The following is a 25,773-nucleotide window of genomic DNA, read 5'->3' as shown; positions in this document are numbered from 1 at the left end:
GGCGTTGAGTTGCACAACCTCTACGGCCCGACCGAAGCCGCCGTGGATGTGAGTGCCTGGCACTGCGTGAGCGCACCCGACAACACCCCAATCGGCAAGCCCATCGCCAACACCACCCTGTACGTGCTGGACGATCAAGGCCAGCCGGTACCGCAGGGCGTGGCCGGCGAGCTGTACATCGGTGGTGTGCAGGTCGCCCGCGGTTACCTGAACCGGCCCGAACTGACCGCCGAGCGCTTCCTGGATGACCCGTTCGGTCAGCGCCCAGGCGGGCGGCTGTACCGCACGGGTGACCTGGCGCGGCACCTGCCGGACGGCAACCTTGAATACCTGGGGCGTAACGACGATCAGGTCAAGCTTCATGGCCTGCGTATCGAGCTGGGTGAAATTCAGGCGGCGATGACGGCCGTGGACACCGTCAAGGAAGCGGTCGTGCTCGCCTGCGACCAGCACCTGGTAGCGTACTACACGGGCCAGCGTCTCATCCCCGAGGCGCTGCGGGCCGTCTTGATGGCGCGCTTGCCAGCGTTCATGGTTCCGTCGCACTTCATCCACCTGGCCGCGCTTCCGCTCGGCCCTAACGGCAAGCTTGACCGCAAGGCGTTGCCAGCGCCCGAGGTGCAGCAGCGCCCGTTCGAAGCCCCTTGCGGGGACGTCGAGCAGCTTGTCGCGAGCCTTTGGTGCGAGTTGCTCGACGTCGATGAGGTGGGCCGCCATGACAACTTCTTCGAGTTGGGCGGTCACTCGCTGGCGGCCATTCGCCTGGTGGACCGCCTGCGCAAGGCCGGGGTACCCGTTGCGCTCACTGACGTCTTCCAGCGTCCGAGCGTGGCGTTGCTGGCCAAGCAGGTGGATAGGCAAGCGCCAGCGGTAGCGACCGTGATCACGGTCCGGCCGGGTTCTGCCCAGGCGCCGCTGTTCCTTGTGCATGAATTTTCCGGGCTGGACTTCTACTTCCCTGTGCTTGCCCACCAGGTGGGAGGCGACTTTGCCATCTACGGCCTGCCGGGATTACCCAGCGATGCCCCACAGCCACGCACGCTGGAATGTCTGGCGCGCTACCAGATCACGCAGATGCGCACCGTGCAACCCCACGGGCCCTACCGTCTGGCCGGGTGGTCATTCGGCGGTGTGCTGGCCATGGAAATGGCCAATCAACTGCGCGGCGTTGACGAGCAGGTGGCATTCATCGGTTTGATCGACACCTACGCACCGCGCTTGGCCGACCAAGGCAAGGCACGCTGGGAGGGCCCGTATGCCTTGGAGCGGCAGTTGCTGCTCAACTGCACGGCGTACTGGCAAACCAAGGGCGAGGCAGGCCGCGCCAAGCGGGCGCTGCTCGCGCGCCTGGAGCAGGACCAGGCCGACTTTGCGACCTTGCTGGCAAGCTGCCGTGAGCACGAGGTGCTCTACGGCCTGTGGGCCAGCATGACGGACGCCGACCTGCGGCATTATTTCTGCCGAGAGCTTGCCCATGGCCATGCCCTGGCCCATTACCGCCCAGCGCCGGTGGATGTGCCGGTGCACCTGCTCTGCGCCGCGCAGGCTGACGAGGCGCCTGAGGGCCTTGGCTGGCGCACGGCGTTGCCGACCCAGGTGCTGGTGACGCACACCGTTCCGGGGGATCACCGCAGCTTGATGCAAGCGCCCCATGTGACGACCGTTGGCCAGGTGCTGACGCAGGCGCTGGCGTGTGCTGCTGCCCCGGCTGTACCACCGCCCTTGGTCCCCGTGGCTATTCAGACCGGCGCTGCCAGGCACACGCCCGTGTTCTGCGTAGCCGGTGCCGGCGACAGTGTGACCAGCTTCATCGGCCTGGCCGAGGCGTTGGGCCCGCAGTGGCCCGTGCAAGGCTTGCAGGCCCGAGGCCTGGATGGCCTGTCGCTGCCGCACACCTGCGTCGAGGCTGCGGCGGCCTGGCATGTGCAGGCTATCGAAGCGGTCTATCCCGAGGGCCCGCTGAACCTGGTGGGGCATTCGTTCGGAGGCTGGGTGGCCCATGCCATGGCCGCGCGCTTGCAGGCCAAAGGGCGTCAAGTGCGCTCCTTGACGTTGATCGACAGCGAGGGCCCAGGCCCAGGGAGCACCTGCGGCCAGCCCCATACCTTCAGCCAGACGCTGCTGCGCCTGATCGAAGCGCTGGAAATGTCCACCGGCAAACCCCTTGGTCTGGACCGGGTGGCGTTTGCACAAGCCAGCGACGACCAGCAACAGCAGCAACTGCACACGGCCATGGTGCGGGCAGGGCTGATGCCCGCCAGATCCAGTGCGCGTGCGCTCGACGGCACGGTGCGCACTTTCGGTGCTGCGCTGCGCACGCCTTACCATCCAGAGCTGCCGTACACCGGCCCGGCAGGGCTGGTGCTGGTGGACGACCCGGGGCTGGACGCCGAAGGCAACGCTGCCGAGCACCGTCTCATGCAGCAGCGCTGGCAACAGTTGCTGCCTGGGCTGAAGGTATGGAAGGCGCCCGGCGATCATTTCAGCATCCTCAAGGTGCCCCATGTGTTCAGCCTGGCAGCGTGGTGGCATGACGGTCAGGCGCTTGCGCAGGCCCAGGTCGTTCAATAGCCGGTTACCTGGCGGCCGGTGGGCGAGCCCGCCGCTGCCAGGTCTCGGTGCAGTCTTGTCAAACAAAGGAATTACGCGTGTCCATGGACAAAACCAAACTGCGCAAATGGGGCATCGGGCTGGGCATTGCCGTGGTAGCGGGCATTGGCCTGTATGCGGTCCAGGCCCCGGCCAAGGCACCGCAGTACATCACCGCCCAGGTCGAGCGTGCCGACATCGAGAATGCGGTACTGGCCACCGGCGTGCTCGAAGGGATCAAACAGGTGGATGTGGGCGCCCAGGTTTCCGGTCAGCTGAAATCGCTCAAGGTGAAGCTGGGCGACAAGGTCACCGAAGGCCAGTGGCTGGCCGAGATAGACCCGCTGGTGCTACGCAACACCCTGCGCCAAGCGGAGGTGGACGAGCAGAAACTGCAGGCCCAACGGCGCTCGACCCTGGCCCAGCTCAAGCAGGCCAAAGGGGTCTATGAACGCTATCGAGAACTGCAAATCGATGCCTCGGTCTCGCGTCAGGAATATGAAAAGGCCGAGGCCGACTATCAGGTCCAGCAGGCTGCCGTGGGCTCGCTCGATGCGCAGATCCGCAGCGCTCAGGTGGAAATTGACACGGCCCGGGTCAACCTGGGCTATACCCGCATCAACGCGCCGATCACAGGCCACGTGGTGGGCATCGTTACTCAGGAAGGGCAGACGGTGATCGCCAACCAGCTGGCCCCGGTGCTGCTCAAGCTGGCCAACCTGGACACCATGACCGTCAAGGCGCAGGTCTCGGAAGCGGATGTGATTCACATCACGCCGGGCCAGGCGGTGTATTTCACCATCCTGGGGGAAGACAAACGCTACTACGCCAAGCTGCGCGGCACCGAGCCTGCCCCACAGCACTACGCCCAGAGTAGCGACAAGGCAGAGGGCGGGGCCGGCAAGCCAACTGGCGCGGTGTTCTACAACGCCCTGTTCGAGGTGCCCAACCCGGACCACCGCCTGCGCATCGCCATGACTGCGCAAGTGCACATCGTGCTCGATACCGCGCAAAAGGTTCTGACCGTGCCGGTGGCGGCACTGGGTGGGCGCGAGGCGGACGGCCGCTTCGCCGTGCGGGTGCTCGACGACAAGGGCTTCGCCGAGCAGCGCAAGGTGGTGGTGGGGATCAACAATAATGTTCGGGTACAGATCGAGCAGGGCCTCGACGAAGGTGACCGGGTGGTGATTGGCGAGCCGATTACCGGCGATTCGGGAGCCTGAGCATGAACATGAACGTGCAACCCACTGCCCCCCTGTGCCAGGCAACGGGGCAGGGCGAACCCTTGCTTTGCCTGGAGGGCATTACCCGCAGCTTCCAGGCCGGCGAGCGGGCCTTTCTCGCGCTCAAGGGCATCAACCTGCAGATTCACCGTGGTGAACTGGTCGCTATCATCGGCGCATCGGGCTCTGGCAAGTCCACGCTGATGAACATTCTGGGCTGCCTGGACAATGCCAGCACTGGCAGTTACAAGGTCGATGGCCAGCAAACCCGGGACCTTGACGTCGATGCCCTGGCCGCCCTGCGTCGCGATCACTTCGGGTTCATTTTCCAGCGCTACCACCTGCTGCCGCACCTGGACGCCCTGCACAACGTCGAGATCCCTGCCGTGTACGCCGGCATGGACCTGCAATGGCGCCATGAACGCGCCCAGACGCTGCTGAGCCGGCTTGGGCTTGGCGAGCACTTGCACCACCGGCCCAGCCAGCTGTCGGGAGGCCAGCAGCAACGGGTGAGCATATGCCGGGCATTGATCAATGGAGGGCAGGTGATCCTGGCGGACGAACCCACAGGCGCGCTGGACAGCGCCAGCGGCAAAGAGGTCATGAAGATTCTGCTGGAGCTGCACGCCTCGGGTCACACCGTGATCCTCGTCACCCATGACCCGCACGTGGCCGCGCACGCCGAGCGCATCATCGAAGTCAGCGACGGCCAGATCGTCAGCGATCGGCGCAAGGTTGCTGACACGGTGCCTGCACGGGCCGTGGCGCCGACGCCGGCACGCAAGCGGGGACATCGCCTGTTGGCAAGCCTGGGCATGTTCCGCGAGGCGTTCAAGATGGCCTGGCTGGCCTTGGTGTCACACCGCATGCGCACCTTGCTGACCATGCTCGGGATCATCATCGGTATCACTTCGGTGGTGTCGATTTCAGCCATCGGCGAAGGGGCCAAGGGGTACGTACTCAAGGACATCCAGGCCATCGGCAGCAACACCATCGATGTGTATTCGGGGAGCAACTTCGGCGACAGCCGGGCCAGGAACATTGAAACGTTGGTGCCGGCGGATGTGGCGGCGCTCAACGCCTTGTACTACGTCGACAGCGCAACCCCTGTGATCGGCCAGGGCACGCTGGTGCGCTATCGCAACCTGGACGTGGATGTGCAGCTCAATGGCGTCAGCGAGCACTACTTTCAGGTGCGCAACATCCCACTGGCAGCGGGCATCGTGTTCAGCGCCGATGATGCGCGGCGCCAGGCCCAGGTCGTGGTCATCGACCATAACACCCGCGAGCGCCTGTTCGGCCCGACCACCGACCCCCTTGGGCAGGTGATCCTGGTCGGTAATCTGCCCTGTACCGTGATCGGTGTGACGGCGCGCAACAAGAACCTGTTCGTGGCCAGCAACCAGCTGAACATCTGGGTGCCGTACGAGACGGCTGCCGGACGGGTGCTGGGACAGCGTCACCTGGACAGCATCAGCGTGCGGATCAAGGACGGGGTGCCCAGCAAGCGGGTCGAGGAGGAGGTCAGCCGTGTACTGCTGCAGCGTCACGGCAGCAAGGACTTCTTCACCAACAACCTGGACAGCATCATGCAGACCGTACAGAAGACCAGTCGATCCCTGACCTTGCTGCTGTCGCTGATCGCGGTGATCTCGCTGGTGGTGGGCGGCATAGGGGTGATGAACATCATGCTGGTGTCGGTGACCGAACGTACCCGTGAAATCGGCATACGCATGGCCGTTGGTGCCCGTCAGGCCGACATCCGCCAGCAGTTTCTGGTGGAAGCGGTCATGGTCTGCCTGTTGGGCGGGGTCGTGGGCGTGGGGTTGTCCTACGCGGTGGGCTACCTGTTCGAGCTGTTCGTCAAGCAATGGGAAATGGTGTTCTCCCCAGCCTCGATCGTGATGGCGTTCGCCTGCTCGACCTTGATCGGTGTGGTGTTCGGCTTCGTGCCGGCGCGCAATGCGGCTCGCCTGGACCCCATCGAAGCACTGGCACGGGACTGAACCACCTGCGATGCCGGTCGACCGATGCCTAGGCGTGCATCCAGCGCATCAGCGAATGCCGCCCGCCGATGCCCAGCTTGATCACGGCCCGGCGCAGGTAACTTTCGACGGTGTTCACGCGCAGGCCAAGCCGGTCGGCCTGCTCGGGGGCCGTTTGACCGGCCAGCAACCCTAGGCAGACCTGGCGCTCGCGTTCGGAAAGCTTGAGGCCTGTTTGGGCCAGGCGTTCGACGAACCGCTGCTCCAGGCTGTCGTGGCTGTTGCGCTGCACGGTGGGTTGCAGGGCACGCAGGTGTTTCTCCAGCATCGGCAGCACCAGGGGCGTGATGGCTTCGAGCCTATTGCGCTCCAGGGGGGAGAAGCCATAGGTGGTGTCGGCGCGCAGTACGCGAATCTCGACCCGCGCGTCACTGGCGCGGATACGGTGCAGGCGCGAAGGGTCATCCGAGGCGGTGGCCGTGGGTTGATCGCACGAGAACACGGTTTCGTCGAGTACGGTGGTTTCGCTAGGTGAGCGTGGCAGCTGGCGGATCTGCGTGGCGTCGATGCACAGGTGAGCCTGAATCAGGTCATGCAGCAGGCGGGGAAACTGGCGGCTGCCGGTGCTGGCAATGATCTTGCCGATCTGCGGATAGATGGAATTGATGCTCATCGAATCGTCCTTGAGGCCAGGGCACAAGCCCGGCTGTAGTGCAAGCCCTCATCCTGGGCCTGCATCGGTGCGTGAGGGGTATGCTAGTACAACGAGCAAGCCTTGGCTAAATCCAGCCTGGATGATGCCATATTGATATCTCCTACGGACGCCATGCCGATCAGCGGGTTTGCTATCATGCCGCCTCCCTGACTAGCACAAGGCCCATTTTCATGCCCCTGAGCGCTGAACAGATTGCCGAGTTCCGTGGATTTGCCGAGCAGTTGGCCGATGCTGCGAGCGCTGCCATCACGCCTTACTTTCGTGCAAGCCTGGAGGTCGAGGACAAAGGCGGCCGGTTGTACGACCCGGTGACCGTGGCCGACAAGGCGGCCGAGGACGCGATGCGCGAGCGGATCCAGGCGCGCTACCCAGACCATGGCATCCTTGGTGAAGAGGCGGGCGTGGCCGTGGGCAGCAGCCCGTTGACCTGGGTGCTCGACCCGATCGACGGCACCCGCGCCTTCATCACCGGCCTGCCGTTGTGGGGCACGTTGATCGCGCTCAACGACGGTGCCCGGCCTGTGGTGGGGGTGATGAACCAACCTTTTACCGGCGAACGGTTCATCGGCACGCCCGAAGGTGCCTGGTCGGGCACGCGAGCGCTAAAGACCCGCGCCTGCAAAGCGCTGGCAGCGGCCACCTTGATGTGCACCACCCCTGACATGTTCGATACGCCTGCGCGCAAGGCTGCGTTCGAGCACGTGGCCAGCCAGGCACGGCTGATGCGCTACGGTGGGGATTGCTACGCCTATTGCATGCTGGCCTCGGGCTTTGTGGATGTCATCGTCGAAGCCAGCTTGCAGCCCTATGACGTGCAGGCACTCATGCCCATCATCGAGGGCGCGGGCGGCGTGATCACGGCCTGGGACGGCAGCAGCGCTCAGCAAGGCGGCTGCGTGGTGGCCTGCGGTGATCCGGACCTGCATGCCCAGGTCGTTGAGCTGCTGCGCGGCGCGATGTAGTTCAGGTAGCTACACCTGCTGGCGCATGCCGCACTTTTTTGGCTTTCGGGGCTCTATGCTAGGCCCAGGCTGCCGCGATCCCCGCGGCGGCCGCCGAAAACGAACCGGTGCCGATGGTAGTGTGCAGTTGCTCCACGATAGTTCGCCTGCTGTTGGCAGGCATCTTGGCCAGCTTGTGCGCCTGCACTCAGCAGCAGGGGCGAGACATCGTCAACCAGCTGGGCGAAGGCAAGCCCAGCGAGCTGTTCCAGACCAGTGTGGACCGCCTGGCGACCTTGTCGATGCGCGACAACCTGCAAAGCCTCTACCTGCTGATGAACAAGCTGTACCTGCGCAATCCCAACCAGTTGCAACGCTCGGGCTACCTGGACGCGGCCACGTCCGAGCGCCAGATCCGGCTGGCCATCGAACAGCGCCAACCCCTGGCGCAACTGGGCAATCGCCGCGACCTGGCTGCCTTGAGCTATGCCTTGAGCCCGGAATTTCGCGGTGATCGAGTGGGTGCGTTCATCTACGCCATCGGCAGTATGCTGATCACAGCCCACGGCGGACGCACCGCGTTCTACATGACCGACACCCTCGACCCGTTGTTCATCAACAACGCCGCGCGCAACATCGAGAAAGCCACCTGGATGCTGAGCCAGCGGCAGGACGCCAACGGTGTGCTGTTGCTGTTCTCCAACGAGATTTCGGAGGAGGGCAGCAACCTGAGTTTTGCCGTGGAATTTGGCAAGGTGGTGGCCCGCCTGGACTTGCTGGCCGAGCTGCTCGACGAGCGCTACCGCCGTATCGGCCTCAATTATGCGCAAAGCCTGCTGTTGATGAATTTCCTGCCGGTACAGTGACCTGCCGCGCCTGGAACAGGGCCTGTATCGCCTTGCGATAACGCTGCCCGGCCAGGCTCATGCTGTTGTTGTGTGTCGCACCTGGCACCAGCAACAGCGTCTTGGGTTCACGCGCGGCCTCGAACAGCTGCTGGCTGAAACGCGAGGGCACGTAGCGGTCGTCCAGGCCATGGACCAGCAGCACCGGCAGGTCGATATCGCCAATTTTGCCCAGTGAATCGAACTTCTGCGACAGCAGCCAGCGCACCGGCAGCGATGTATTGGCGACCACGCCTGCCACATCGCCCAACGAGGTGAACGTGGACTCCAGGATCAGCCCTCGCGCCGGGGCAGGGGTGCGCGTGTCTCGGGCTTCACGGGCGAGCGTGCGCGCCAGGTCGACCGCTACGGCGCCCCCCAGGGAGTGCCCGTAGATCAGACGTTTGCTCGCATCAGGTTGCAGTTGGGCGAAACGCTCCCAAGCCACGCGAGCGTCCTCGTACACGGTGGCTTCGGAAGGCAAGTCCCCTCGGCTGCGGCCAAAGCCGCGGTAGTCCACCGCCAGCACCGCATAGCCCATGGCGTGCAGCTGTTCGATGCGAAACAGCTGGCCGGTAAGGTTCCAGCGCACACCGTGCAGGTAAAGGATGGCCGGGGCATCGGCGCGTCTGGCCGGCCACCACCAGGCATGCAGGCTCTGGTTATCGGCGAAAGTGCGCGGGCGCAGGTCCAGCTCCTGGACACCGCCGGGCAGGCCATGAAACCAACTGGCCTGGCCTGGCTCGATGCGAAATACCAGCTCGCGTTCCTTGTGCTGCAAGACCGAGCAGCCGGCCGGCAGGGCGAGCACCAAGGCGGCGGCGCACAGCCAGGTGAACCAGCGACGGCGTAGGGCGCAGAGCAACCGGGTAGACATACGGATGTTGGGGATCTCGGAAAGGGTCAAGGCTCGGGAAAGTACAAGCAACGTGGCGTAGTTCTATCAAATGCTGCAGCTCAGATGTAAGAAATATTACCGGCCGGCGGACCAGCTTTTTTGCAAGCTGTTTCCAGCGCGGGCCTGCGCACCGTCCGCCGATTGCGCAAGCGCCCCGCAAGCAGGTAGCGTGGCCCAACACCCTCCTGACGAAGGCTTTGATTTGGACTCGATAACCCAAGCTGTTCTTGGCGCTGCGTTGCAAGGCACACTGTTGGGGCGCATTCAGGGCCGTAGGGCCCTGGTCTACGGCGCTGCGTTGGCCACACTGCCGGACTTGGACGTGATCATCCGTTATGCCGACCCGGTCTCGCAGATGACCTACCACCGCGGCTTTTCCCATTCAGTGTTCGTGCTGACCGCGCTGGCAGCGCTTCTGGCGTGGCTGGTGAACAGGACCTGGCCGGACAAAGGCTACACGCTGCCCCGGTTGTTCCTGACATTCTGGCTGGTGTTGGTGACCCACCCCGTGCTGGACGCGTTCACCGTGTACGGCACCCAGTTGCTGTGGCCCTTGCACGTGACCCCGCAAAGCTGGGCGGCCGTGTTCATCATCGATCCGGTGTATACCGTGCCGCTGCTGGTGGCGGTGGCGTACGCCGCCGTGCGCGGCACCCACGCCCGGGCGGTACGGTTCATGGCCGTTGCGCTGGGCTTGAGCACCGCTTACCTGGGCTTAGGCCTGGCTAGCCGTACCCTGGCCGAACACCGTTTCCAGGCCGCGCTCGATGCCAAGGGCGTGACCGTGAACGAGGTTCGGGCAGTGCCCATGGCGTTCAACAGTCTGGTCTGGCGGGTATTGGCCAAGGCGCCGGACGGCGTCTATTACGAAGGGGTCAGTAGCCTGTTGGACCGCGAGTCGCCGGAGATGCTGCGCCTGAACCGCAACCTGCCTCTGGCCCAGGTGCTGGCAAACGATCCGCTGCACCAGCAGCTGCGCTGGTTCACCGACGACTGGCTGCGCTACGACCAGGTCGGCGACCGGCTGGTGGTGACCGACCTGCGCATGGGTACGCCGGGCAACTACACGTTCCGCTTCGACATGGCCCGGCAGGGCGAGCAGGGCCGCTGGCAGGTGCAGCAACCGGCCGTGCACACAGCCAGCGGCCCGCGCGACCTGTTCGACGGGCAGGCGCTGGGGTTGATCTGGCGCCGCATCGTCTTCCAGCAGCCCCCGCTACCCTTGGCCGCCTGGACCGCGCGCATTGCAGCGCCTGGGCAAGGGCAGGGGGAGTAGCGCCCAGTGCGCTCAGCCGGGCTGGACCTGGTCAAATGGCTCGCAATGCTGGCGATGCTCGCCGACCACCTACGCTTCGTCTGGCCGCAGGCCCACGGCCTGTTCGTGGTTGGCCGACTGGCGTTTCCGCTCTTTTGCCTGGCCATGGCCATGAACGTGGTGCGGCGCGAGCCTGACACGCCGCTCGATCGCCACCATGGGCGGTATCTGGGGCTGATGCTGCTGTTCACCGTGCTGTCCGAGCCTGCCTACCTCTGGCTGGACAGCGGTTCGACCACGTTCAGCGTAATGCCGACGCTGTTGTTGGGCCTGCTGGTGGCCTGGAGCGTGCAGCATACCCAGGCAGCCGCGCGGCTGCTGGGGTTGGTCGCGCTGGGCGCGGCTTGGGCTGGCAGCCCGTGCCTGATGTACGGCCTGCCAGGGGTACTGCTGCCCGCCGCCTGCGTACTTGCCTACCGCTGTGGGGGCGCAATGTGGCTTGTGCCGTGCGTGCTGGCGGTGGCCGGCAACTTGACCAACAGCTGGTTGATGACGCACCTGGGCGCCCACTTCACCTGGGTCACCCTGGCGGTTGCCGCCGTGGCCATTGCGGTCGGCAACGGCCTGTTGCACTGCCGATGGCATCGCGTGCCAGCTGTGGGTCGCTGGGCCTATGGTTTTTACCCGCTACACCTTTTGCTGATCAAAGCCTTGAGCACGCTTGGGCTGTGACACACCTGTGCCACGGTTGACCCAGGGTTGACGCAACTGTGTCGAGCATTTGCCCGTATCCAGCCCCTCCCCACTGACGGCTCGAAGGCTCTACTGCGGTATCTGCGGCCGTCAGCCGGCCGTTTGGCACAGCCGTTGCTCTTGTTTGGACTGACGCTCGTCGCAGCGTCGCCATAACAAGAACGGAGAACAGTGCATGAATCGATCAGGCCCCCAACGCCTTGCACGCGGCTGCTTGGCCCTGGCTCTCAGCTGGACACCCCTGGCCTTCGCCGCCGGTGTCGATGGGCAACGCATCATTGATGCGGACAAAGAGCCCGGCAACTGGATGAGCCATGGCCGCACGTACGACGAGCAACGCTTCAGCCCCCTCAAGACCATCGACCAGAGCAACGTGGGCCAGCTGGGGCTGGCGTGGAGCTACAAGCTCGACCTGGACCGCGGCGTGGAGGCGACCCCCATCGTGGTCGATGGGGTGATGTACACCACGGGGCCGTTCTCGGTGGTGTACGCGCTGGATGCGCGCAACGGCCAGCTGCTGTGGAAGTACGATCCGCAGTCCGACCGCAACCGTGCCGGCGAAGCCTGCTGCGATGCGGTCAACAGGGGCGTGGCGGTGTGGCAGGGCAAGGTCTATGTGGGTGTGCTGGACGGTCGCCTGGAGGCCATCGATGCCAAGACCGGCAAGCGGGTCTGGTCGGTCGATACCCGCGCCGATACCAAGCGCAGCTACACCATCACCGGTGCGCCGCGGGTGGTCAACGGCAAGGTGGTGATTGGCAATGGCGGCGCCGAATTCGGCGTACGTGGCTACGTCACCGCCTACGATGCCGAGACCGGGCGCCAGGCATGGCGGTTCTACACCGTACCGGGCGATCCGAAGCTGCCGCCTGAGGATAAAGCCATGCAGATCGCCAGCAAGACCTGGCACGGGGATGCCTATGTCGAGTGGGGCGGCGGCGGCACCGCCTGGGATTCCTTTGCCTACGATCCGCAGCTGAACCTGCTGTACATCGGCGTGGGCAACGGCGCGATGTGGGACCCCAAATGGCGCAGCCAGGCCAAGGGCGACAACTTGTTCCTGTCCTCGATCGTGGCGGTGAACGCCGATACCGGCGAGTACGCCTGGCACTACCAGACCACGCCCGGCGACGCCTGGGACTTCACGGCCACCCAGCACATGATCCTGGCCGAGCTGCCCATCGACGGCAAGCCGCGCAAGGTGCTGATGCAAGCGCCCAAGAATGGCTTCTTCTACGTGCTGGACCGGGAAACCGGCGAGTTGCTGTCGGCCAAGAACATCGTGCCGGTGAACTGGGCCAAAGGCATCGACATGAAGACCGGCCGGCCCATCGTCGACGACGAGGCAGCGGCCTACTGGAAGGACGGCAAGCGCAAGCTGGTGACTCCGGCGTTCTGGGGGGCACACGACTGGCACCCGATGTCGTACAACCCGCAGACGGGGCTGGTGTACATCCCGGCCCACATCATGTCGGCCTACTATGAGCACGTGCAAGAAGCGCCCAAGCGCAACCCGTTCAAGAGCGTCTACCAGTTGGGGCTGCGTACCGGCATGATGCCCGAAGGCGCCGAAGGGCTGCTGGACATGGCCAAGACCTGGTCAGGCAAACTGATTGCCTGGGACCCGGTCAAGCAGGCGCCTGCCTGGGAAGTGCCGTACATCACGATCTTCAATGGTGGCACCTTGAGCACGGCCGGCAACCTGGTGTTCGAAGGCAGCGCCGACGGCCGGGTCATTGCTTATGCCGCCGAAACCGGCAAGAAGCTGTGGGAAGCGCCTGCGGCCAGCGGCGTGATGGCCGCACCGATCACCTATGCCGTCGACGGCGAGCAATACGTCACGTTCATGGCTGGCTGGGGCGGCGCATTTTCCACGTTCGCTGGCGCACTCTCTTTGCGTGCAGGCGTGCAGCCCTATGCACAGGTGCTGACCTACAAGCTGGGCGGCACGGCCAAGCTGCGCGAGCCGGCCCCGCCTGCCGATGCGCCCAAGCCGCCACCTTTGACCGCCAATGCCGAGACGGTCGCTGCAGGCGCTGCGCTGTACGACGGCAACTGCTCCCAGTGCCATGGCATCCATGCTGTCAGCGGCGGGGTCCTGCCCGACCTGCGCAAGCTGGGCGCCGACAAGCACCAGATGTTCCTCGGGATTCTCTACGGCGGCAGGGTGCCCGATGGCATGCCCTCGTTTGCCGACAACCTCAACCCTGAGCAAGTCGAGCAGGTCCATCAATACCTGATCAAGCGTGCTCACGATTTGCAGGAGGAAGGCGAGGTCTGGAAGCGGTTCAGCGCCCGTCCGGCAACCCCTTCATCGCTGGCTGACAATGCCCCACAGGAGTGAAATGCCCATGAACGATTCGGTCTACCAGAACTTCATCGACAACCGGTTCGAACCCGGTGAGGCCCTGCTCGAGGTTCATAACCCGGCCAATGGCCAGTTGCTCGGTCGCGTGCCGGAGTCTTCGCAGGCCCAGGTCGACCAGGCCGTGAGCGCGGCACGCCGGGCTCAGCGCGCCTGGGCAGCCCGGCCTGCGCAGGAACGCGCAGGCTACCTGCGCGCCATCGCGAACCGGATACGGGCCAATGCCGATCAGCTGGCCCGGACCATCACCCTGGAAGGCGGCAAGGTGCCGGCCCTGGCCCAGGTGGAAGTCGGCTTCACGGCCGATTACCTGGACTACATGGCTGAATGGGCGCGACGCCTGGAAGGCGAGGTGTTGACCAGCGACCGTCAGGCCGAACACGTGTTTCTCATGCGCAAGCCCGTGGGCGTGGTGGCAGGCATCCTGCCGTGGAACTTCCCCTTTTTCCTGATCGCCCGCAAGATGGCGCCGGCGCTCATTACCGGCAACACCATTGTGGTCAAGCCGAGTGAGGAAACCCCGATCAACTGCTACGCGTTCGCCCGCCTGGTGGCCGAGACCGGCCTGCCACCCGGGGTGTTCAACATGGTCGGCGGCACAGGCGCCGCCGTGGGCCACGGCCTGTCCAGTCACCCGGGCGTGGACATGGTCAGTTTCACCGGCAGCGTGGCGACCGGTGCGCGGATCATGGCAGCGGCGGCGCCGAACATCACCAAGCTGAACCTGGAGCTGGGCGGCAAGGCGCCTGCCATCGTGTTGGCCGATGCCGACCTGGACCTGGCAGTCAACGCGATCGTCGCCTCGCGGGTGATCAACACCGGACAGGTGTGCAACTGCGCAGAGCGAGTTTATGTGGCGCGCCAGGTGGCCGATCGGTTCATCGATCAGGTGGCCCAGGCGATGGCCGCCACACGCTATGGCGACCCATCGACGCAGCAGGACCTGCACATGGGACCGTTGATCAACCGGGCCGGCCTGGACAAGGTGGCGCAGATGGTGCGCACTGCCCAGACCCAAGGCGCGCAGGTGGTCACGGGCGGGCAGGTGGCTGACCTTGGCAGCGGTTTTCACTATCAGCCCACCGTGCTGGCAGGCTGCACGGCCGACATGGAGATCATGCGCAAGGAAATCTTCGGGCCGGTGTTGCCAATTCAGGTGGTGGAGGACTTGGACGAAGCCATTGCCTTGGCCAACGACAGCGAGTACGGGCTGACCTCGTCACTCTACACCCGTGATCTGAACGCCGCGCTCAAGGCGTGCCGGGAAATCGACTTCGGCGAGACCTACATCAACCGCGAAAACTTCGAGGCCATGCAAGGCTTCCACGCCGGGGCCCGCAAGTCGGGCATTGGTGGGGCGGACGGTAAGCACGGGCTCTACGAGTACACGCGCACGCAGGTGGTCTACATCCAGGGTTGAAGCCCAGCCGTGGCCAGTGCCCCGGCGTGGCGGGGCACTGGGCTCAGTTGCCCTGGCGATTCGGTTGCACGATGCCGTGGCGCTTGATCTTGCGGTACAGCGTGGACCGCGAGATGCCAGCGGCCTGGGCGGCGGCACTCATGTTCCACTGGTTGCGCCGCAACAGCGCCAGCAGGTGGTCGGCCTCGGCCTCTTCCACCTGCTGCCCAAGGCGCGGCGCTGCGCAGATCGTCCTGCCTGGTTCGACCTGCGCTTGCTGCAACTCGGCGGGCAGGTCGGCCAGCTCGATGCACCCGTCTTCGGCCAGGGCAGCGCCCTGGCGCAGGGCATTGAGCAGTTGGCGAATATTGCCCGGCCAAGGATAGGCCAGCAGCGCGGCGCGTGCTTGGGCCGAGAGGTGCAGCCCCGGCGCCAAACGTGCTAGAACACCCTCGATCACCTGCGCCCGATCACTGCGTTCGCGCAGCGCCGGCAGGGTGATACGCATGCCGCAGAGTCGGTAGTAGAGGTCCTCTCGGAACTGGTGGGTGGCGATCCTGGCAACCAGGTCCTGATGCGTCGCCGATATCACCTGGATATCCAGCCTTACCGGCGTGGTCGCCCCCAGCGCAACCAGCTCCCGTTCCGCCAGTACCCGTAGCAGGCGGGTTTGCAGATCGGCAGGCATGTCGCCTATTTCATCGAGAAACAGCGTGCCGCCATTGGCCTGTTCCAGCTTGCCTTTCATGCCCTTGCGGTCTGCCCCGGTGAAGCTGCCGGCCCGGTAGCCGAATAGCTCGCTTTCGATCAGCGCTTCTGGAATGGCGGCGCAATTGAGCGCCACGAAAGGCCGGGCGCTTCGGGCGCTTGCCTGGTGCAGGGCGCGAGCGAACGCTTCCTTGCCCGTGCCGGTTTCACCGCTGAGCAGCAGCGCGATGTCCTTGTCCAGCACCTTGCGCAGGCGCGTCACGGCGTGCTGCAGCTGGGGGTCGCCGCCTGCCAGTTGGTCGAGTGTCGGATGCGCGTTGGCAGATGCCGCCGGTGCGGCCGGGGCACAAGCGCGATAAGCGCGCGGCACTCGCAGGCCCACCTCAAGGCCCTTGACCTGGCTGGCATCGTACAATTGCGCGCCCCGAGCACCGCCCTGCGTCAGGGCCAGCAGCTGGTCGATATCGGCGCTTAACACATGCTCGATGCGCAGGCCTAGCAGGGCATGGGGGTTGTTGCTGAATGCGGCCCGGTTGGCACCGACGATACGGCCACCCTCGTCGAGTGCCAGCAGTTGCTCGGCTACCAGGTCCGCATCGCCGTCGCAGGGCTTGACCGCGAGGGTCAGGCAGTCGCGGTAACGCTGGCGAAAGTGCGCGTTTTCGATCAGGCGGGCGTACAGCGTCACCAACTGCAGGGTCAGGTGCTGGGCCTGCTTGGGACCATCGTCATACAAGCAGGTCGCGTTCAGGCAACCGAGCAGGTGGTTGTGGCTGTCGAAGATCGGTGAGACCGAGCAACTGAGCCGGGCATTGCTGGCCAGGAAATGTTCCTGACGGTGAATGGTCAGTGCCTGTTGCGAGGCCAGCGCGGTGCCTATGCCGTTCGTGCCGGCGATGGACTCGTCCCAGCGCGCCCCCACCACCAGCCCGGAACCTGTGAAGCGCCCGGTGTCGGCAGGTAGGCGAGCATCAAGCGTGATCCCTGCCGCATCGCTGAGCAAGACGGCGAAACCTGCATCCGCTACCCGCCGGGCCAAACCACTCACGCCTTGGCTGGCGAGGGTCAGGTAGGCTTGGTGTTGGGCTTGCAGCTGGCGGATTTCGGCGGCGCTGAGGATGTTGTCCGTTGGGTGCACGCTCGGGTCCAGGCGGTGCTGGGTGACGCTGCGGTACCAGGATTCGGCGATCACCGTTTCCGGGACCAAGCCGCGGTGGCCGAAGTGACTGTCGACGAAGGCCGCCAGTTCCGAGGCAGGATTATGAGCGGGCATGGGCGCTCCACAGTTATTGTTATCGAAGGTGAAGATAACCATAGCTGATGGCGCGCTACCAGCCCGGGCGCAGGGCAAGCCTTGTCAGTGGATCAGTTCGAGTGCCTCGGCGGTGGTGAGCGGGCGCTTCATGCGTTGCGACAACTGCATCATGGCTGAGGCGTAACCCTTGGCGACCACCGCCTGCACCTGATCCTCCAGGCATTGCAGTGCAATGAAATCACCGCTCTCCGGCGTGCCAACGAAGGTGATGGCGTCCCATTGTCGGGCGTGGCCCAGCACTTCGAACCGCTGCCCATGGTGATAGGTCCAGAAAAACGGCACGTCGGCGTAGCGGCGTTGGTCGCCCAGCATGTTTGCTGCCGCGATGACGCCGTGCTGCTGCGCCAGCCGCCAGTGCTCAATGCGCACCGGTTGGCCGGCGAGGGGGAAGGTGGCCATGTCACCCACAGCCCACAAGCCTTCGGTCACCTGCATTTCACCGTTGACCGGCACGGAAAGGTCATCGGCCAGCGCTACGCCATTGAGAAAAGCCGTGGCCGGAGCTACCCCCGTTCCCAGTAGCACCACCTGGCAGTGCACTCGCTCGCCGCTGCCGAGCATGACCGCTTCGACCTGACCATCGCCTTCGATCGCCGTCACCTGGGTCGGGCCATGGAACGTGACGCCCTTGCGCGCGTGCAAGGCACGGATCGCCCGCCCGATACGCTCGCCCAGTTGCTTGGCCAGCGGAACTTCATGCCGTCCAATCACGTGGACCTTGGCACCGTATTCGCTTAACGCCGAGGCTGCTTCCAGGCCGATGAAGCTGTCGCCCACGATCACAACCGGTTTGCCCGGTTCCACGGCATCGAGCAGTTGCGCAGCGTCCGCGCGCGAACGCAAGTTGAAGACCCCAGGCAGGTCGCGCCCCGGGATATCCGGGCGCTGCGCCTTGGCGCCCGTAGCGAGCAAACAGGCGTCATAGTCGATGCGTTGGCCGTCGGCCAGCAGGAGCTGGCGTTTCTGGGCATTGAGTGAACGGACCTTGGCGTGCCGACGCTCCAGTTGACCGATGCGCAGATCATCAGGCTCCAGCAGCATCGGCACCTCATCCGGGGCCATTTGGCCTGCGAGCACGAATTTGCTCAGGGCCGTGCGGTCGTAGGCCGGCTGGCGCTCCTGGTCGATCCACACCAGGCGGCCATTGAAGCCATGGCGGAGCAAGGTGACCACAGCGGCGCTGCCTGCCGCACCGGCTCCCAGCACCACGAAACACCGCGCATCGCTGTGCCTGGGCGAGCGCGCCCTGGGCAAAGGGCGGTCGTCCACCCACGCCTGGTCACCCTTGACCCAGGCCTTGTAGCGGCGCAGGTCGGTCAGGGCAGGGGGCTCGCACACGGCGCCCTCGTCCACGGCGAACGCGGCCTTGTGCCAGGGGCAGATCAGCAAGCCGCCGCAGACGCGGCCCTCGTCCAGCGGCGCTCCTGCATGAGGACAGTTACCCTGAAAAGCACGAACCTGATCACCCTGACGCACGATGATCAGCTCTTCGTTACCGGCTTCCACGCGCAAAGGGGTGTGTTCATCGAGGTCGGCCAGCCGGGCCACGGCGTATTCGGTCATGGTGAATTCTCCAAAGGGGGCCTCTGGAACGGTTCGACGCCGATTTACCCGAACGGGCTGCGTCGAGCTGACGACTGGAGTGCTGTACAGGGAACAAGAGGATCAGCCTTCCTTGCACGGGTCTGGATGACCCAATGCAAGGAAGCGCTGTTGACGCGACCGTCAGTCGGCTATGGCAGGCGCCGGCAGACGAGTACGGGTGGCGCGCAGGGCCACCAGGCTACCCAGCACGATCAACGCCGCCAGGGCGTAGAGGGCAGCGTCGGTCGAGCCGGTCTGGTCCTTGATGAACCCGACCAGGTAAGGGCTGAGAAAGCCCGCCATCTGGCCCACCGAGTTGATCAGCGCCAGGCCTGCCACGGCCGCACCTGCGCTAAGCAACGCCGTGGGCATCGGCCAGAACATGGGTAGGCCAGTGAGGGCGCCCATGGTGGCGATGGACAGGCCAAGGATGGCGATCGCCGGGGTGGCCGCGAAATTCACGGCCATCAGCAGGCCCACGGCGCCCATCAGCATTGGCACTACCAAGTGCCAGCGGCGCTCGTTGCGAAGGTCCGCCGAGCGCCCGCACAGGATCATGAAGACTCCGGCCAGCAAGTAGGGAATGGCGCTCAGCCAGCCAATGAGCAAGGGGTTGTCGAAGCCCATGTTCTTGATGATCGAGGGCAGCCAGAAGTTGATGGCGTACACACCGCTCTGGATGCAGAAGTAGATGAAGCCGAAGGTCCAGATCAGTGGGTTGGCCAGCACGGCCAGGACGCTGTCGCCGGTGGTAGGCGGCTTGCTGTCGGCATCGGCCTGCAGGTCGGCGGCAATCAGCCGGCGCTGCTCATCGCTCAGCCAGGTCGCCTTCTGATAGCCATCGCTGAGCAGGAACACCGCCAGCACGCCGAGCGCAACGGTTGGCAGCCCTTGAATCAGGAACATCCATTGCCAGCCGGCAAGGCCATGTTGCCCGGCGGCGAAGTGTTCGAGGATCCAGCCGGAAAACGGGCTGCCCAACAGACCCGAGACCGGGATCGCGGACATGAACAACGCCATGATGCGGCCACGTCGCGCACCGGGGAACCAGCGCGAAAGGTACAGCACCACACCCGGGAAGAAGCCTGCCTCGGCGGCGCCTGTGAGCAGGCGCAGGGCATAGAACTCGGTGGGGGTCGTCACGAACAGCAAGCAGGTGGACAAGCTGCCCCAGGCAATCATCATCAAGGCGATCCAGCGCCGTGGGCCGAAGCGGTTGAGCGCCAGGTTGCTGGGAAGGCCGCACAGGACATAGCCGATGAAGAAGATGCCGGCGCCGAGGCCGTAGACGGTTTCGCTGAATTTGAGCGCGTCGAGCATCTGCAGCTTGGCGAAGCCGACATTGACGCGGTCGAGGTAGTTGAACAGGTAGCAGATGAAAATGAACGGAATCAGCCGCAGGGTGATGCGCCGGTACAGCGCATTGCGGGTGGTGTCCGTGCCTTGGTCAGGGGCGGGGCTGTGTGCCATGATCGGGTTCTCTGTTGTTATGGTTGTCACCGCGTCGCCTGTTCCGGCGCTCGCCTGAACGAGTCTCGGGGACGGCGGCGTGGCTGTCTTTGTGCTTTTGCACAAGCCATGGGCCTTGCTGCTGTGCCCGAGCCCAACCGCACGCCCCCAAGGACCGTTGAATGTTCGAACTCGACCACGACCTGGCACAGGATATCGTAGACCGTGCCATGGCGATTCTGCCCTGCAACGTCAACGTCATGGACAGCCACGGCCTGATCCTGGGCAGCGGCGAACCAGAGCGCGTCAACACGCGGCACGAAGGCGCCCAGTTGGTGCTTGCCAATGGCCGCATCGTGGAGCTTGACCAGGAAGCGGCACGCTGCCTCAAGGGCGTGCAGCCGGGGGTGAACCTGCCCCTGATGCTCGACGACCGGCTGATGGGCGTACTGGGCTTGACGGGTGATCCGCAGCAGGTTCGGGTGTATGCCGAGCTGGTGCGCATGACCGCCGAAATGCTGCTGGCCCAGCGTCACCTGCAGGCTGACCAGCAGTGGCGCAAACAGCGCTGCGACGATTTGCTGGCCCTGCTGCTGGGCGGAACCGGCGACGCCTCGCGGCTGCTGGACGAAGCGCGCCAGTTGGGGCTCAAGCCGCAACTACCGCGCATTCCCTGTCTGTTCGAGCTGGCCAGTGGGCCCGACGCCGAGGCGCTGGCAAGCTGGCTGATGAGCCGTTACCCGGACAGTTGGTGCGTCAGCCCAGCGCGCCACTCGCTGCTGTGGTGTCGCCCGGCAGGCGTGGCGCTGGAGGCTGCACGGCTGGTCGAGCGCATAGAGCGGCACGGTTGGGCAGTTGAGCGCTTGGCCATGGGTTCTGCCGCGCAGGGTCTTGAGCAGATGCGCCGCGGCTACCGGCGTGTGCGCGACCTGCTTGCCTATGGGCGTGAGGTGGTGCCCCAGGAACGGCTGCTGAGCTTGCAGCGCTACCGCCTGCCAGCCTTGCTCTGGCGCCATCGCAACGATGAGGCGCTGGACGAACTGCTCGAGCCGTTGCTGCGCATCCAGGCCCGCGACAGCAGCGGGCAATTGCTGGCCACGCTGCGCGCCTGGTGCGCCCACGATGGTCAGAGCCAGGCCTGTGCCGAGGCGCTGGGTATTCACCGCAACAGCCTGCGTTACAGGCTTGAACGTATCGCCGAGCTGGGCGAGGTGGACCCGACGCGCCTGGAGGGCCTGCTCAGTTTGTACCTGGGGCTGCAATTGCTGCCTACCCGATAGCGCGCACTGGCTGGGCAGGGCCGCCGGGCGCTGGCATCTGCCCAAACAAACTGTCGGGCGGTTTGTGCATTTGACCGACGCCGCCTTGCTGGTCAGCTGTCAGCATGCCGCTACCCGGACAGGAGAATCATCATGAAGATCGTCATCGCGCCTGACTCGTTCAAGGACAGCCTCGAGGCGGCCGACGTGGCGCGCGCCATCGCCGCCGGCCTGGCCAAAGCATTGCCCGACGCCCAGTTGATCGAGTGCCCCATGGCCGACGGTGGCGAAGGCACGATGCAGGTCATTCTCGCCGCCAGCGACGGCGAGCTGCGCCGGCTTACCGTGCGCGGCCCGTTGGGCACGGCTGTTGAGGCAGGCTGGGGCTGGCTGCCCCAGAGCCGCACCGCAATCATCGAAATGGCCCAGGCCAGTGGCCTGCAACAGGTGCCCACCGGGCAGCGCGACGCTTGCCGCAGTTGCACCTGGGGCACCGGCGAGCTGGTTGCCGCGGCGCTCGACGCTGGCGCGCAGCGCGTGGTGCTGGCGATCGGCGGCAGTGCCACCAACGATGCTGGCAGTGGCATGCTGCGCGCCTTGGGCCTGCGTTTGCTGGATGCAGACGATCAACCACTGGCCGAGGGTGGCCTGGCCCTGGGTGACCTGGCGCGGCTCGATGCCAGCCAGCTGGACCCGCGTCTGGCGCACGTGCAGTTCGAAGTGGCGGCCGATGTCGACAACCCATTGTGCGGCCCACAAGGCGCATCGGCCATATTCGGGCCGCAGAAGGGTGCCAGCGCGCAGCAGGTTCAGGCCTTGGACCAGGCGCTCGGTCACTTCGCCGACCACTGCGCCCGCTTGCTGGGCCAGGATGTGCGCGATTACCCAGGTTGCGGCGCCGCCGGAGGCATGGGCTTTGCGGCCAGGGCCTTCATGGGTGCCCAGTTCCGAGCCGGTGTGGAAGTGGTGGCCGAACTGGCGGGCCTGCAAGCTCATGTCAGGGACGCAGACCTGGTGGTGACCGGGGAAGGCCGCTTCGATGCCCAGACCCTGCGCGGCAAGACGCCGATGGGGGTGGCCCGGGTCGCCAAGCGTCATGGCGTGCCGGTGATCGTGCTGGCGGGCATGCTCGGCGAGGGCTACCAGCAGCTGTATGCTCATGGCGTAGATGCCGCCTTTGCGCTAGTGGATGGGCCCATGACCTTGGACCAGGCGTGCCGCGACACCGCCCGCTTGCTTCAAGCCCGCGCCTGCGACATCGGTCGGCTGTGGGCCTGCCTCAAGCGCGTCTGAGCCAATAAAGGGCGCAGCTCAGGGTGCCAGTACCGGCAGGGGTGTGCTGGGCAACAGGGCCAAGTCACCGAAGCGTTGCGTCGAATCGATGTAACGCAGCGCGGACTTAGCATCCTTCCAGCCCACGTAGCTCATGAGCGACTTGAGCTCCCAGCCATTGGCGCTGGCCCAGGTGGCAAAGCCGCGACGCAGTGAATGACCGGTATACAGCGCTGCTGGCACTTGGGCGCGGGTCAACATGCGCCGCAGCAGGCCCACCAGGCTGTTGCTGTTGAGCGGTTGGTCACCGAGGTTGCCCCAGCGGTCGAGCTTGCGGAACACGGGGCCGTGGGCGATGCCGGCTACCTGCACCCATTGCAGGTAGGCCGTTACCGGGCACAGTGCCTTGAGGGCAGGGGTGCGATGCTGTACGCCCAGTGCCTCGCGGTCGCCTTTACTGCGCGGCACGAACAGCGTGATGCCCACGCCCGCTTCGGCCTGAATGTGTTCGACCCGCAAGCGTGCCAGTTCATCGCCGCGAAAGCCACGCCAGAACCCTATCAGCAGCAATGCCGTGTCGCGCCGGGCGCGTCGCAGCCCGGCCACATCGTGGCTTGCCTGTGCTTGGCGGGCCTCTTGCTCGAAGCAGGTCACGGCCGTTTGCAAATGTTGCAGCAACAAGGGTGCTGCCTGCCTGGGCGGGGTGGGATGAAGCGTGCGGATGCCCCGCAGTACCTGGCGCACCACCGGCGCTTTGGTGGGGTCGGGGAAGCCTTGGCTGATGTGCCACTGGCTGAGGGCCGCCAGGCGCTGGCGCAGGGTGCTGACCGCATGCTGCTGGGCGTGGTCGGCCAGGTATCGGGCGATGCTTTCGGCGGTGGCCGGTAGAAAACCGCCCCATTGGGTTTCGAAATGATCCACTGCCGCCTGGTAGCTGCGGCGGGTGTTGTCACGCGTGGCGGCGCGCAGGTAGCGCTCGATATCGGTCATGGTGCGGGCGTCGGCGGGTGGGTGCAGTGGTACCACCTTAACCCCTGAGGCCTGTTGGCACCAAGGGTTAGCCAGGGGCTTGCATTCAGTGCCTGGCTTCAGTGCAACGCGGCGAGGGGCTGCGCCTTACCCCTGAAGGGCGCGTAGTCACGCAGTTGCGCGGCGGACAGGGGCCGACTGAAATGATAGCCTTGGGCAACATCGCACCCCGCCAGGCGCAAGCACACGACCTGCTCGCGGGTTTCCACGCCCTCGGCCACCACCACCAGGCCCAGGCGCTTGGCCAGGATGATGGTGGAGGCCACGATGGGGCTGTCGTCCGGACTGTTGGAGAGCGAGGCGATCAGGGATCGATCAATCTTCAGCTTGCTCAGGGGCAGTGCATGCAGATGGGCAAAGCCTGCATAGCCCCGGCCGAAGTCGTCCAGGCTGATCCCGATGCCTGCCTGGCGCAGGCGGTGCAGATGCTCGATTGCCGGGCCCTCTGGATCGAGGATGGTGGTTTCGGTGATCTCCAGTTCCAGGTGCTCGGGCCCAATGCCGTGGTCGCTCAGGTGACTGAGCAGACGCGCGGCGAAGTCAGGCTGAAGCAGCTGCAGGGCAGATACGTTGACGGCCAGACGGACCAGTCGGCCTTCCATCTGCCAGGCCGACAAGGCCTCGCAGGCCAGGCGCAGCACTTCCCAGCCCAACTCGACGATAAAGCCGCTGCGTTCGGCCAGGGCGATGAAACGGTCGGGGTAGAGCAGGCCGAACTCCGGATGCTGCCAACGCACAAGCGCTTCATAGCCTGCGACCTGGTGGTCATCGAGATCGATCTGCGCTTGGTAATGCAGGACGAATTGCCTGCCTGCCAGTGCCGTGCCAAAAGCTTGCTCCAGGGTAAATGCCTGGATGTCGGCCACGTTCAGGGAGGGGTCGAAGTAGCGGTACTGCGCGCGGCCTGCCTGTTTGGCCGAATACATGGCCGCGTCAGCGCTGCGCACCAGGCTGTCGATGTCCTGGCCATCGCGCGGGCAGATACTGACCCCGATACTGGGACTAGTATTGACCTCCTGGCCATCCAGGGCATAGGTGGCCGACAGCCTGCGCACCAGTTCGCGTACCCAGGCATCGATCTGCTCCTCGCTGCGCTCGCCTGCGAGCAGCACGACAAACTCATCGCCACCAAAGCGCGAGGCTTCATCGCCGGGTTCGAGCAAGCGCTGGATGCGGCCGGCCACGGCCTGCAACAGCAGGTCACCGACCTTGTGGCCTAGCGAATCGTTAATGGACTTGAAGCGGTCCATGTCGATGAAAAGGATGGCCATCAGTTGCCGCCTGCCACGCTGATGGATCAGCGCAGCACCTGCCACTTCGACGAATTGACGACGGTTGTGCAGGCCGCTGAGATGATCGGTGGCGGCGGCATGACTGCTGCGCCGGTGTGCATCCTCCAGGCGCCCGATCAGCTGCTGGTTGATGTGCTGGGCTTGCTCCAGCGCCGTGAAGGCGTCCTGACGCTTGCGCAGCAGGCGCAGGGTCCAGGCCAGGCTGGCCAGGATCATCAGTGTCATGCCAAGGGTCAGCCAGAACTGCCGGGCATAGGCCGCGTCGACGGCCCCGGTGATCTCGTTCTCGCGCTGGCCAATGATGAGGGTAAAGCCATGCTCGGGCCGGCGCCTGAATACGCTCTGGTAAGCGTCACCTTCCAGGTACTGGGTCAGCACGCCCGCAGGGGGGCCGTCAGTTGGCAGTGGCGGCTGCAAGGCAGCAGTGATCGGCACCAAGCCGCGATCGCCAAAGCGAAGGCGTTCCGTGCCGTCGGCCTGCCAAACACTCACGCGGGTCGAGTCGCCCAACTCCACTTCTTGCAGCAATTGCGCCAAGGGCTGGGCGGCGAGGTGCACTGCAACCGACGTAGTGCATGCTTTGGATTGCTCAGGCGAGGGCCTGAGTACCTGGGAGGCGGTCGCACACGCTGCGCCGTCGGTAACTGCTTGGGCACGGTCGAGCAATTGGCTGACGTTCTCGGCAAGCAGGTTGGCCAGCCGCTGATGTTCGCTGCCACGGTTGATCAGGGCGTCCTGCCGAGCAGTGGATTTCTGCGCAACATGCACCCCCCACAGAAAGGCCAACGAGGCAGCGCACAGCAGCAGGATCAGCAGCCTGAGCAGGCTCGCCGACGAGAGTGAACGTCGTGTCAATTG

General features: G+C 65.1%; 18 protein-coding genes. 11 read left to right on the top strand and 7 right to left on the bottom strand.

What is annotated here, in order from left to right; all coding sequences use genetic code 11:
- The 3 genes from CRP40_RS20755 to CRP40_RS20745 all read left to right on the top strand — a co-directional run.
- A partial coding sequence (locus CRP40_RS20755; RefSeq protein WP_141400919.1) for an alpha/beta fold hydrolase occupies positions 1-2,571 on the top strand: 2,571 nt, incomplete at its 5' end.
- An 83-nt stretch (positions 2,572-2,654) separates the two neighbouring features.
- On the top strand, positions 2,655-3,812 hold the full coding sequence (gene macA, locus CRP40_RS20750; RefSeq protein WP_027915637.1) for a macrolide transporter subunit MacA: 1,158 nt from the start codon (positions 2,655-2,657) through the stop codon (positions 3,810-3,812).
- A gap of 2 nt (positions 3,813-3,814) precedes the next feature.
- Positions 3,815-5,818, top strand: a complete 2,004-nt coding sequence (locus CRP40_RS20745; protein WP_050587349.1) for a MacB family efflux pump subunit — start codon at positions 3,815-3,817, stop codon at positions 5,816-5,818.
- 28 nt (positions 5,819-5,846) lie between these two features.
- On the opposite strand, the gene CRP40_RS20740 is transcribed toward CRP40_RS20745, so the two are convergent.
- On the bottom strand, positions 5,847-6,464 hold the full coding sequence (locus CRP40_RS20740) for a LuxR C-terminal-related transcriptional regulator (protein ID WP_027915635.1): 618 nt from the start codon (positions 6,462-6,464) through the stop codon (positions 5,847-5,849).
- A 218-nt stretch (positions 6,465-6,682) separates the two neighbouring features.
- Between CRP40_RS20740 and hisN the strand changes: the two genes are divergently transcribed.
- Positions 6,683-7,474, top strand: a complete 792-nt coding sequence (gene hisN / locus CRP40_RS20735; RefSeq protein ID WP_027915634.1) for a histidinol-phosphatase — start codon at positions 6,683-6,685, stop codon at positions 7,472-7,474.
- A gap of 113 nt (positions 7,475-7,587) precedes the next feature.
- Complete coding sequence (locus tag CRP40_RS20730) at positions 7,588-8,319, top strand: hypothetical protein (protein WP_027915633.1); 732 nt, start codon at positions 7,588-7,590, stop codon at positions 8,317-8,319.
- Here CRP40_RS20730 and CRP40_RS20725 read toward each other — a convergent pair.
- The gene (locus CRP40_RS20725; protein ID WP_027915632.1) at positions 8,270-9,214 is read right to left on the bottom strand and encodes an alpha/beta fold hydrolase; all 945 of its coding nucleotides are present in this window, start codon (positions 9,212-9,214) and stop codon (positions 8,270-8,272) included. The two genes, CRP40_RS20730 and CRP40_RS20725, sit on opposite strands and share 50 nt — an antisense overlap.
- A gap of 223 nt (positions 9,215-9,437) precedes the next feature.
- Between CRP40_RS20725 and CRP40_RS20720 the strand changes: the two genes are divergently transcribed.
- From CRP40_RS20720 to aldA, 4 genes are all read left to right on the top strand, one after another.
- The gene (locus CRP40_RS20720; RefSeq protein ID WP_027915631.1) at positions 9,438-10,511 is read left to right on the top strand and encodes a metal-dependent hydrolase; all 1,074 of its coding nucleotides are present in this window, start codon (positions 9,438-9,440) and stop codon (positions 10,509-10,511) included.
- Positions 10,512-10,517: 6 nt separating this feature from the next.
- Positions 10,518-11,222 (top strand): TraX family protein, encoded by a 705-nt coding sequence (locus CRP40_RS20715; RefSeq protein WP_027915630.1) that lies wholly within the window; start codon positions 10,518-10,520, stop codon positions 11,220-11,222.
- A 196-nt stretch (positions 11,223-11,418) separates the two neighbouring features.
- On the top strand, positions 11,419-13,587 hold the full coding sequence (locus tag CRP40_RS20710; RefSeq protein ID WP_027915629.1) for a PQQ-dependent dehydrogenase, methanol/ethanol family: 2,169 nt from the start codon (positions 11,419-11,421) through the stop codon (positions 13,585-13,587).
- Positions 13,588-13,594: 7 nt separating this feature from the next.
- Positions 13,595-15,028, top strand: a complete 1,434-nt coding sequence (aldA, locus tag CRP40_RS20705) for an aldehyde dehydrogenase (RefSeq protein WP_027915628.1) — start codon at positions 13,595-13,597, stop codon at positions 15,026-15,028.
- A gap of 43 nt (positions 15,029-15,071) precedes the next feature.
- On the opposite strand, the gene CRP40_RS20700 is transcribed toward aldA, so the two are convergent.
- The 3 genes from CRP40_RS20700 to CRP40_RS20690 form a co-directional block, all read right to left on the bottom strand.
- Positions 15,072-16,988, bottom strand: coding sequence for a sigma-54-dependent Fis family transcriptional regulator (locus CRP40_RS20700; protein ID WP_027915627.1), 1,917 nt, complete (start codon positions 16,986-16,988; stop codon positions 15,072-15,074).
- Between the two features lie 84 nt (positions 16,989-17,072).
- Positions 17,073-18,593 carry an FAD-dependent oxidoreductase gene (locus CRP40_RS20695; protein ID WP_027915626.1) on the bottom strand — a complete coding sequence of 507 codons (1,521 nt, stop codon included), beginning with the start codon at positions 18,591-18,593 and terminating at the stop codon, positions 17,073-17,075.
- A gap of 162 nt (positions 18,594-18,755) precedes the next feature.
- Positions 18,756-20,084 carry an MFS transporter gene (locus CRP40_RS20690; protein ID WP_027915625.1) on the bottom strand — a complete coding sequence of 443 codons (1,329 nt, stop codon included), beginning with the start codon at positions 20,082-20,084 and terminating at the stop codon, positions 18,756-18,758.
- Between the two features lie 161 nt (positions 20,085-20,245).
- On the opposite strand from CRP40_RS20690, the gene CRP40_RS20685 reads away from it, so the two are divergent.
- Both CRP40_RS20685 and CRP40_RS20680 read left to right on the top strand, forming a co-directional pair.
- Entirely contained in the window at positions 20,246-21,343 is a 1,098-nt protein-coding gene (locus CRP40_RS20685; protein ID WP_027915624.1) for a sugar diacid recognition domain-containing protein, read from the top strand.
- Positions 21,344-21,475: 132 nt separating this feature from the next.
- The gene (locus tag CRP40_RS20680) at positions 21,476-22,615 is read left to right on the top strand and encodes a glycerate kinase (RefSeq protein WP_027915623.1); all 1,140 of its coding nucleotides are present in this window, start codon (positions 21,476-21,478) and stop codon (positions 22,613-22,615) included.
- Between the two features lie 18 nt (positions 22,616-22,633).
- Here the strand turns inward: CRP40_RS20680 and CRP40_RS20675 are convergent, their stop codons facing one another.
- On the bottom strand, positions 22,634-23,620 hold the full coding sequence (locus CRP40_RS20675) for a site-specific integrase (RefSeq protein ID WP_132578993.1): 987 nt from the start codon (positions 23,618-23,620) through the stop codon (positions 22,634-22,636).
- Between the two features lie 62 nt (positions 23,621-23,682).
- Positions 23,683-25,770 (bottom strand): EAL domain-containing protein, encoded by a 2,088-nt coding sequence (locus CRP40_RS20670; RefSeq protein ID WP_027915621.1) that lies wholly within the window; start codon positions 25,768-25,770, stop codon positions 23,683-23,685.
- Positions 25,771-25,773 lie beyond the last annotated feature (3 nt).

Source organism: Pseudomonas sp. URMO17WK12:I9, assembly GCF_900230165.1.
GTDB classification, from domain to species: domain Bacteria; phylum Pseudomonadota; class Gammaproteobacteria; order Pseudomonadales; family Pseudomonadaceae; genus Aquipseudomonas; species Aquipseudomonas fulva.
The sequence above is the reverse complement of the archived record's forward strand: the minus strand, read 5'-3'. Positions and strand labels throughout refer to the sequence as shown.

Excerpts from the sequence above, each read along its gene's own strand:
- macA (WP_027915637.1), top strand. The coding sequence starts at position 2,655 with ATGGACAAAACCAAACTGCGCAAATGGGGCATCGGGCTGGGCATTGCC.
- CRP40_RS20745 (WP_050587349.1), top strand. The coding sequence starts at position 3,815 with ATGAACATGAACGTGCAACCCACTGCCCCCCTGTGCCAGGCAACGGGG.
- hisN (WP_027915634.1), top strand. The coding sequence starts at position 6,683 with ATGCCCCTGAGCGCTGAACAGATTGCCGAGTTCCGTGGATTTGCCGAG.
- CRP40_RS20730 (WP_027915633.1), top strand. The coding sequence starts at position 7,588 with ATGGTAGTGTGCAGTTGCTCCACGATAGTTCGCCTGCTGTTGGCAGGC.
- CRP40_RS20725 (WP_027915632.1), bottom strand. The coding sequence starts at position 9,214 with ATGTCTACCCGGTTGCTCTGCGCCCTACGCCGTCGCTGGTTCACCTGG.
- CRP40_RS20710 (WP_027915629.1), top strand. The coding sequence starts at position 11,419 with ATGAATCGATCAGGCCCCCAACGCCTTGCACGCGGCTGCTTGGCCCTG.
- aldA (WP_027915628.1), top strand. The coding sequence starts at position 13,595 with ATGAACGATTCGGTCTACCAGAACTTCATCGACAACCGGTTCGAACCC.
- CRP40_RS20700 (WP_027915627.1), bottom strand. The coding sequence starts at position 16,988 with ATGCCCGCTCATAATCCTGCCTCGGAACTGGCGGCCTTCGTCGACAGT.
- CRP40_RS20695 (WP_027915626.1), bottom strand. The coding sequence starts at position 18,593 with ATGACCGAATACGCCGTGGCCCGGCTGGCCGACCTCGATGAACACACC.
- CRP40_RS20690 (WP_027915625.1), bottom strand. The coding sequence starts at position 20,084 with ATGGCACACAGCCCCGCCCCTGACCAAGGCACGGACACCACCCGCAAT.
- CRP40_RS20685 (WP_027915624.1), top strand. The coding sequence starts at position 20,246 with ATGTTCGAACTCGACCACGACCTGGCACAGGATATCGTAGACCGTGCC.
- CRP40_RS20680 (WP_027915623.1), top strand. The coding sequence starts at position 21,476 with ATGAAGATCGTCATCGCGCCTGACTCGTTCAAGGACAGCCTCGAGGCG.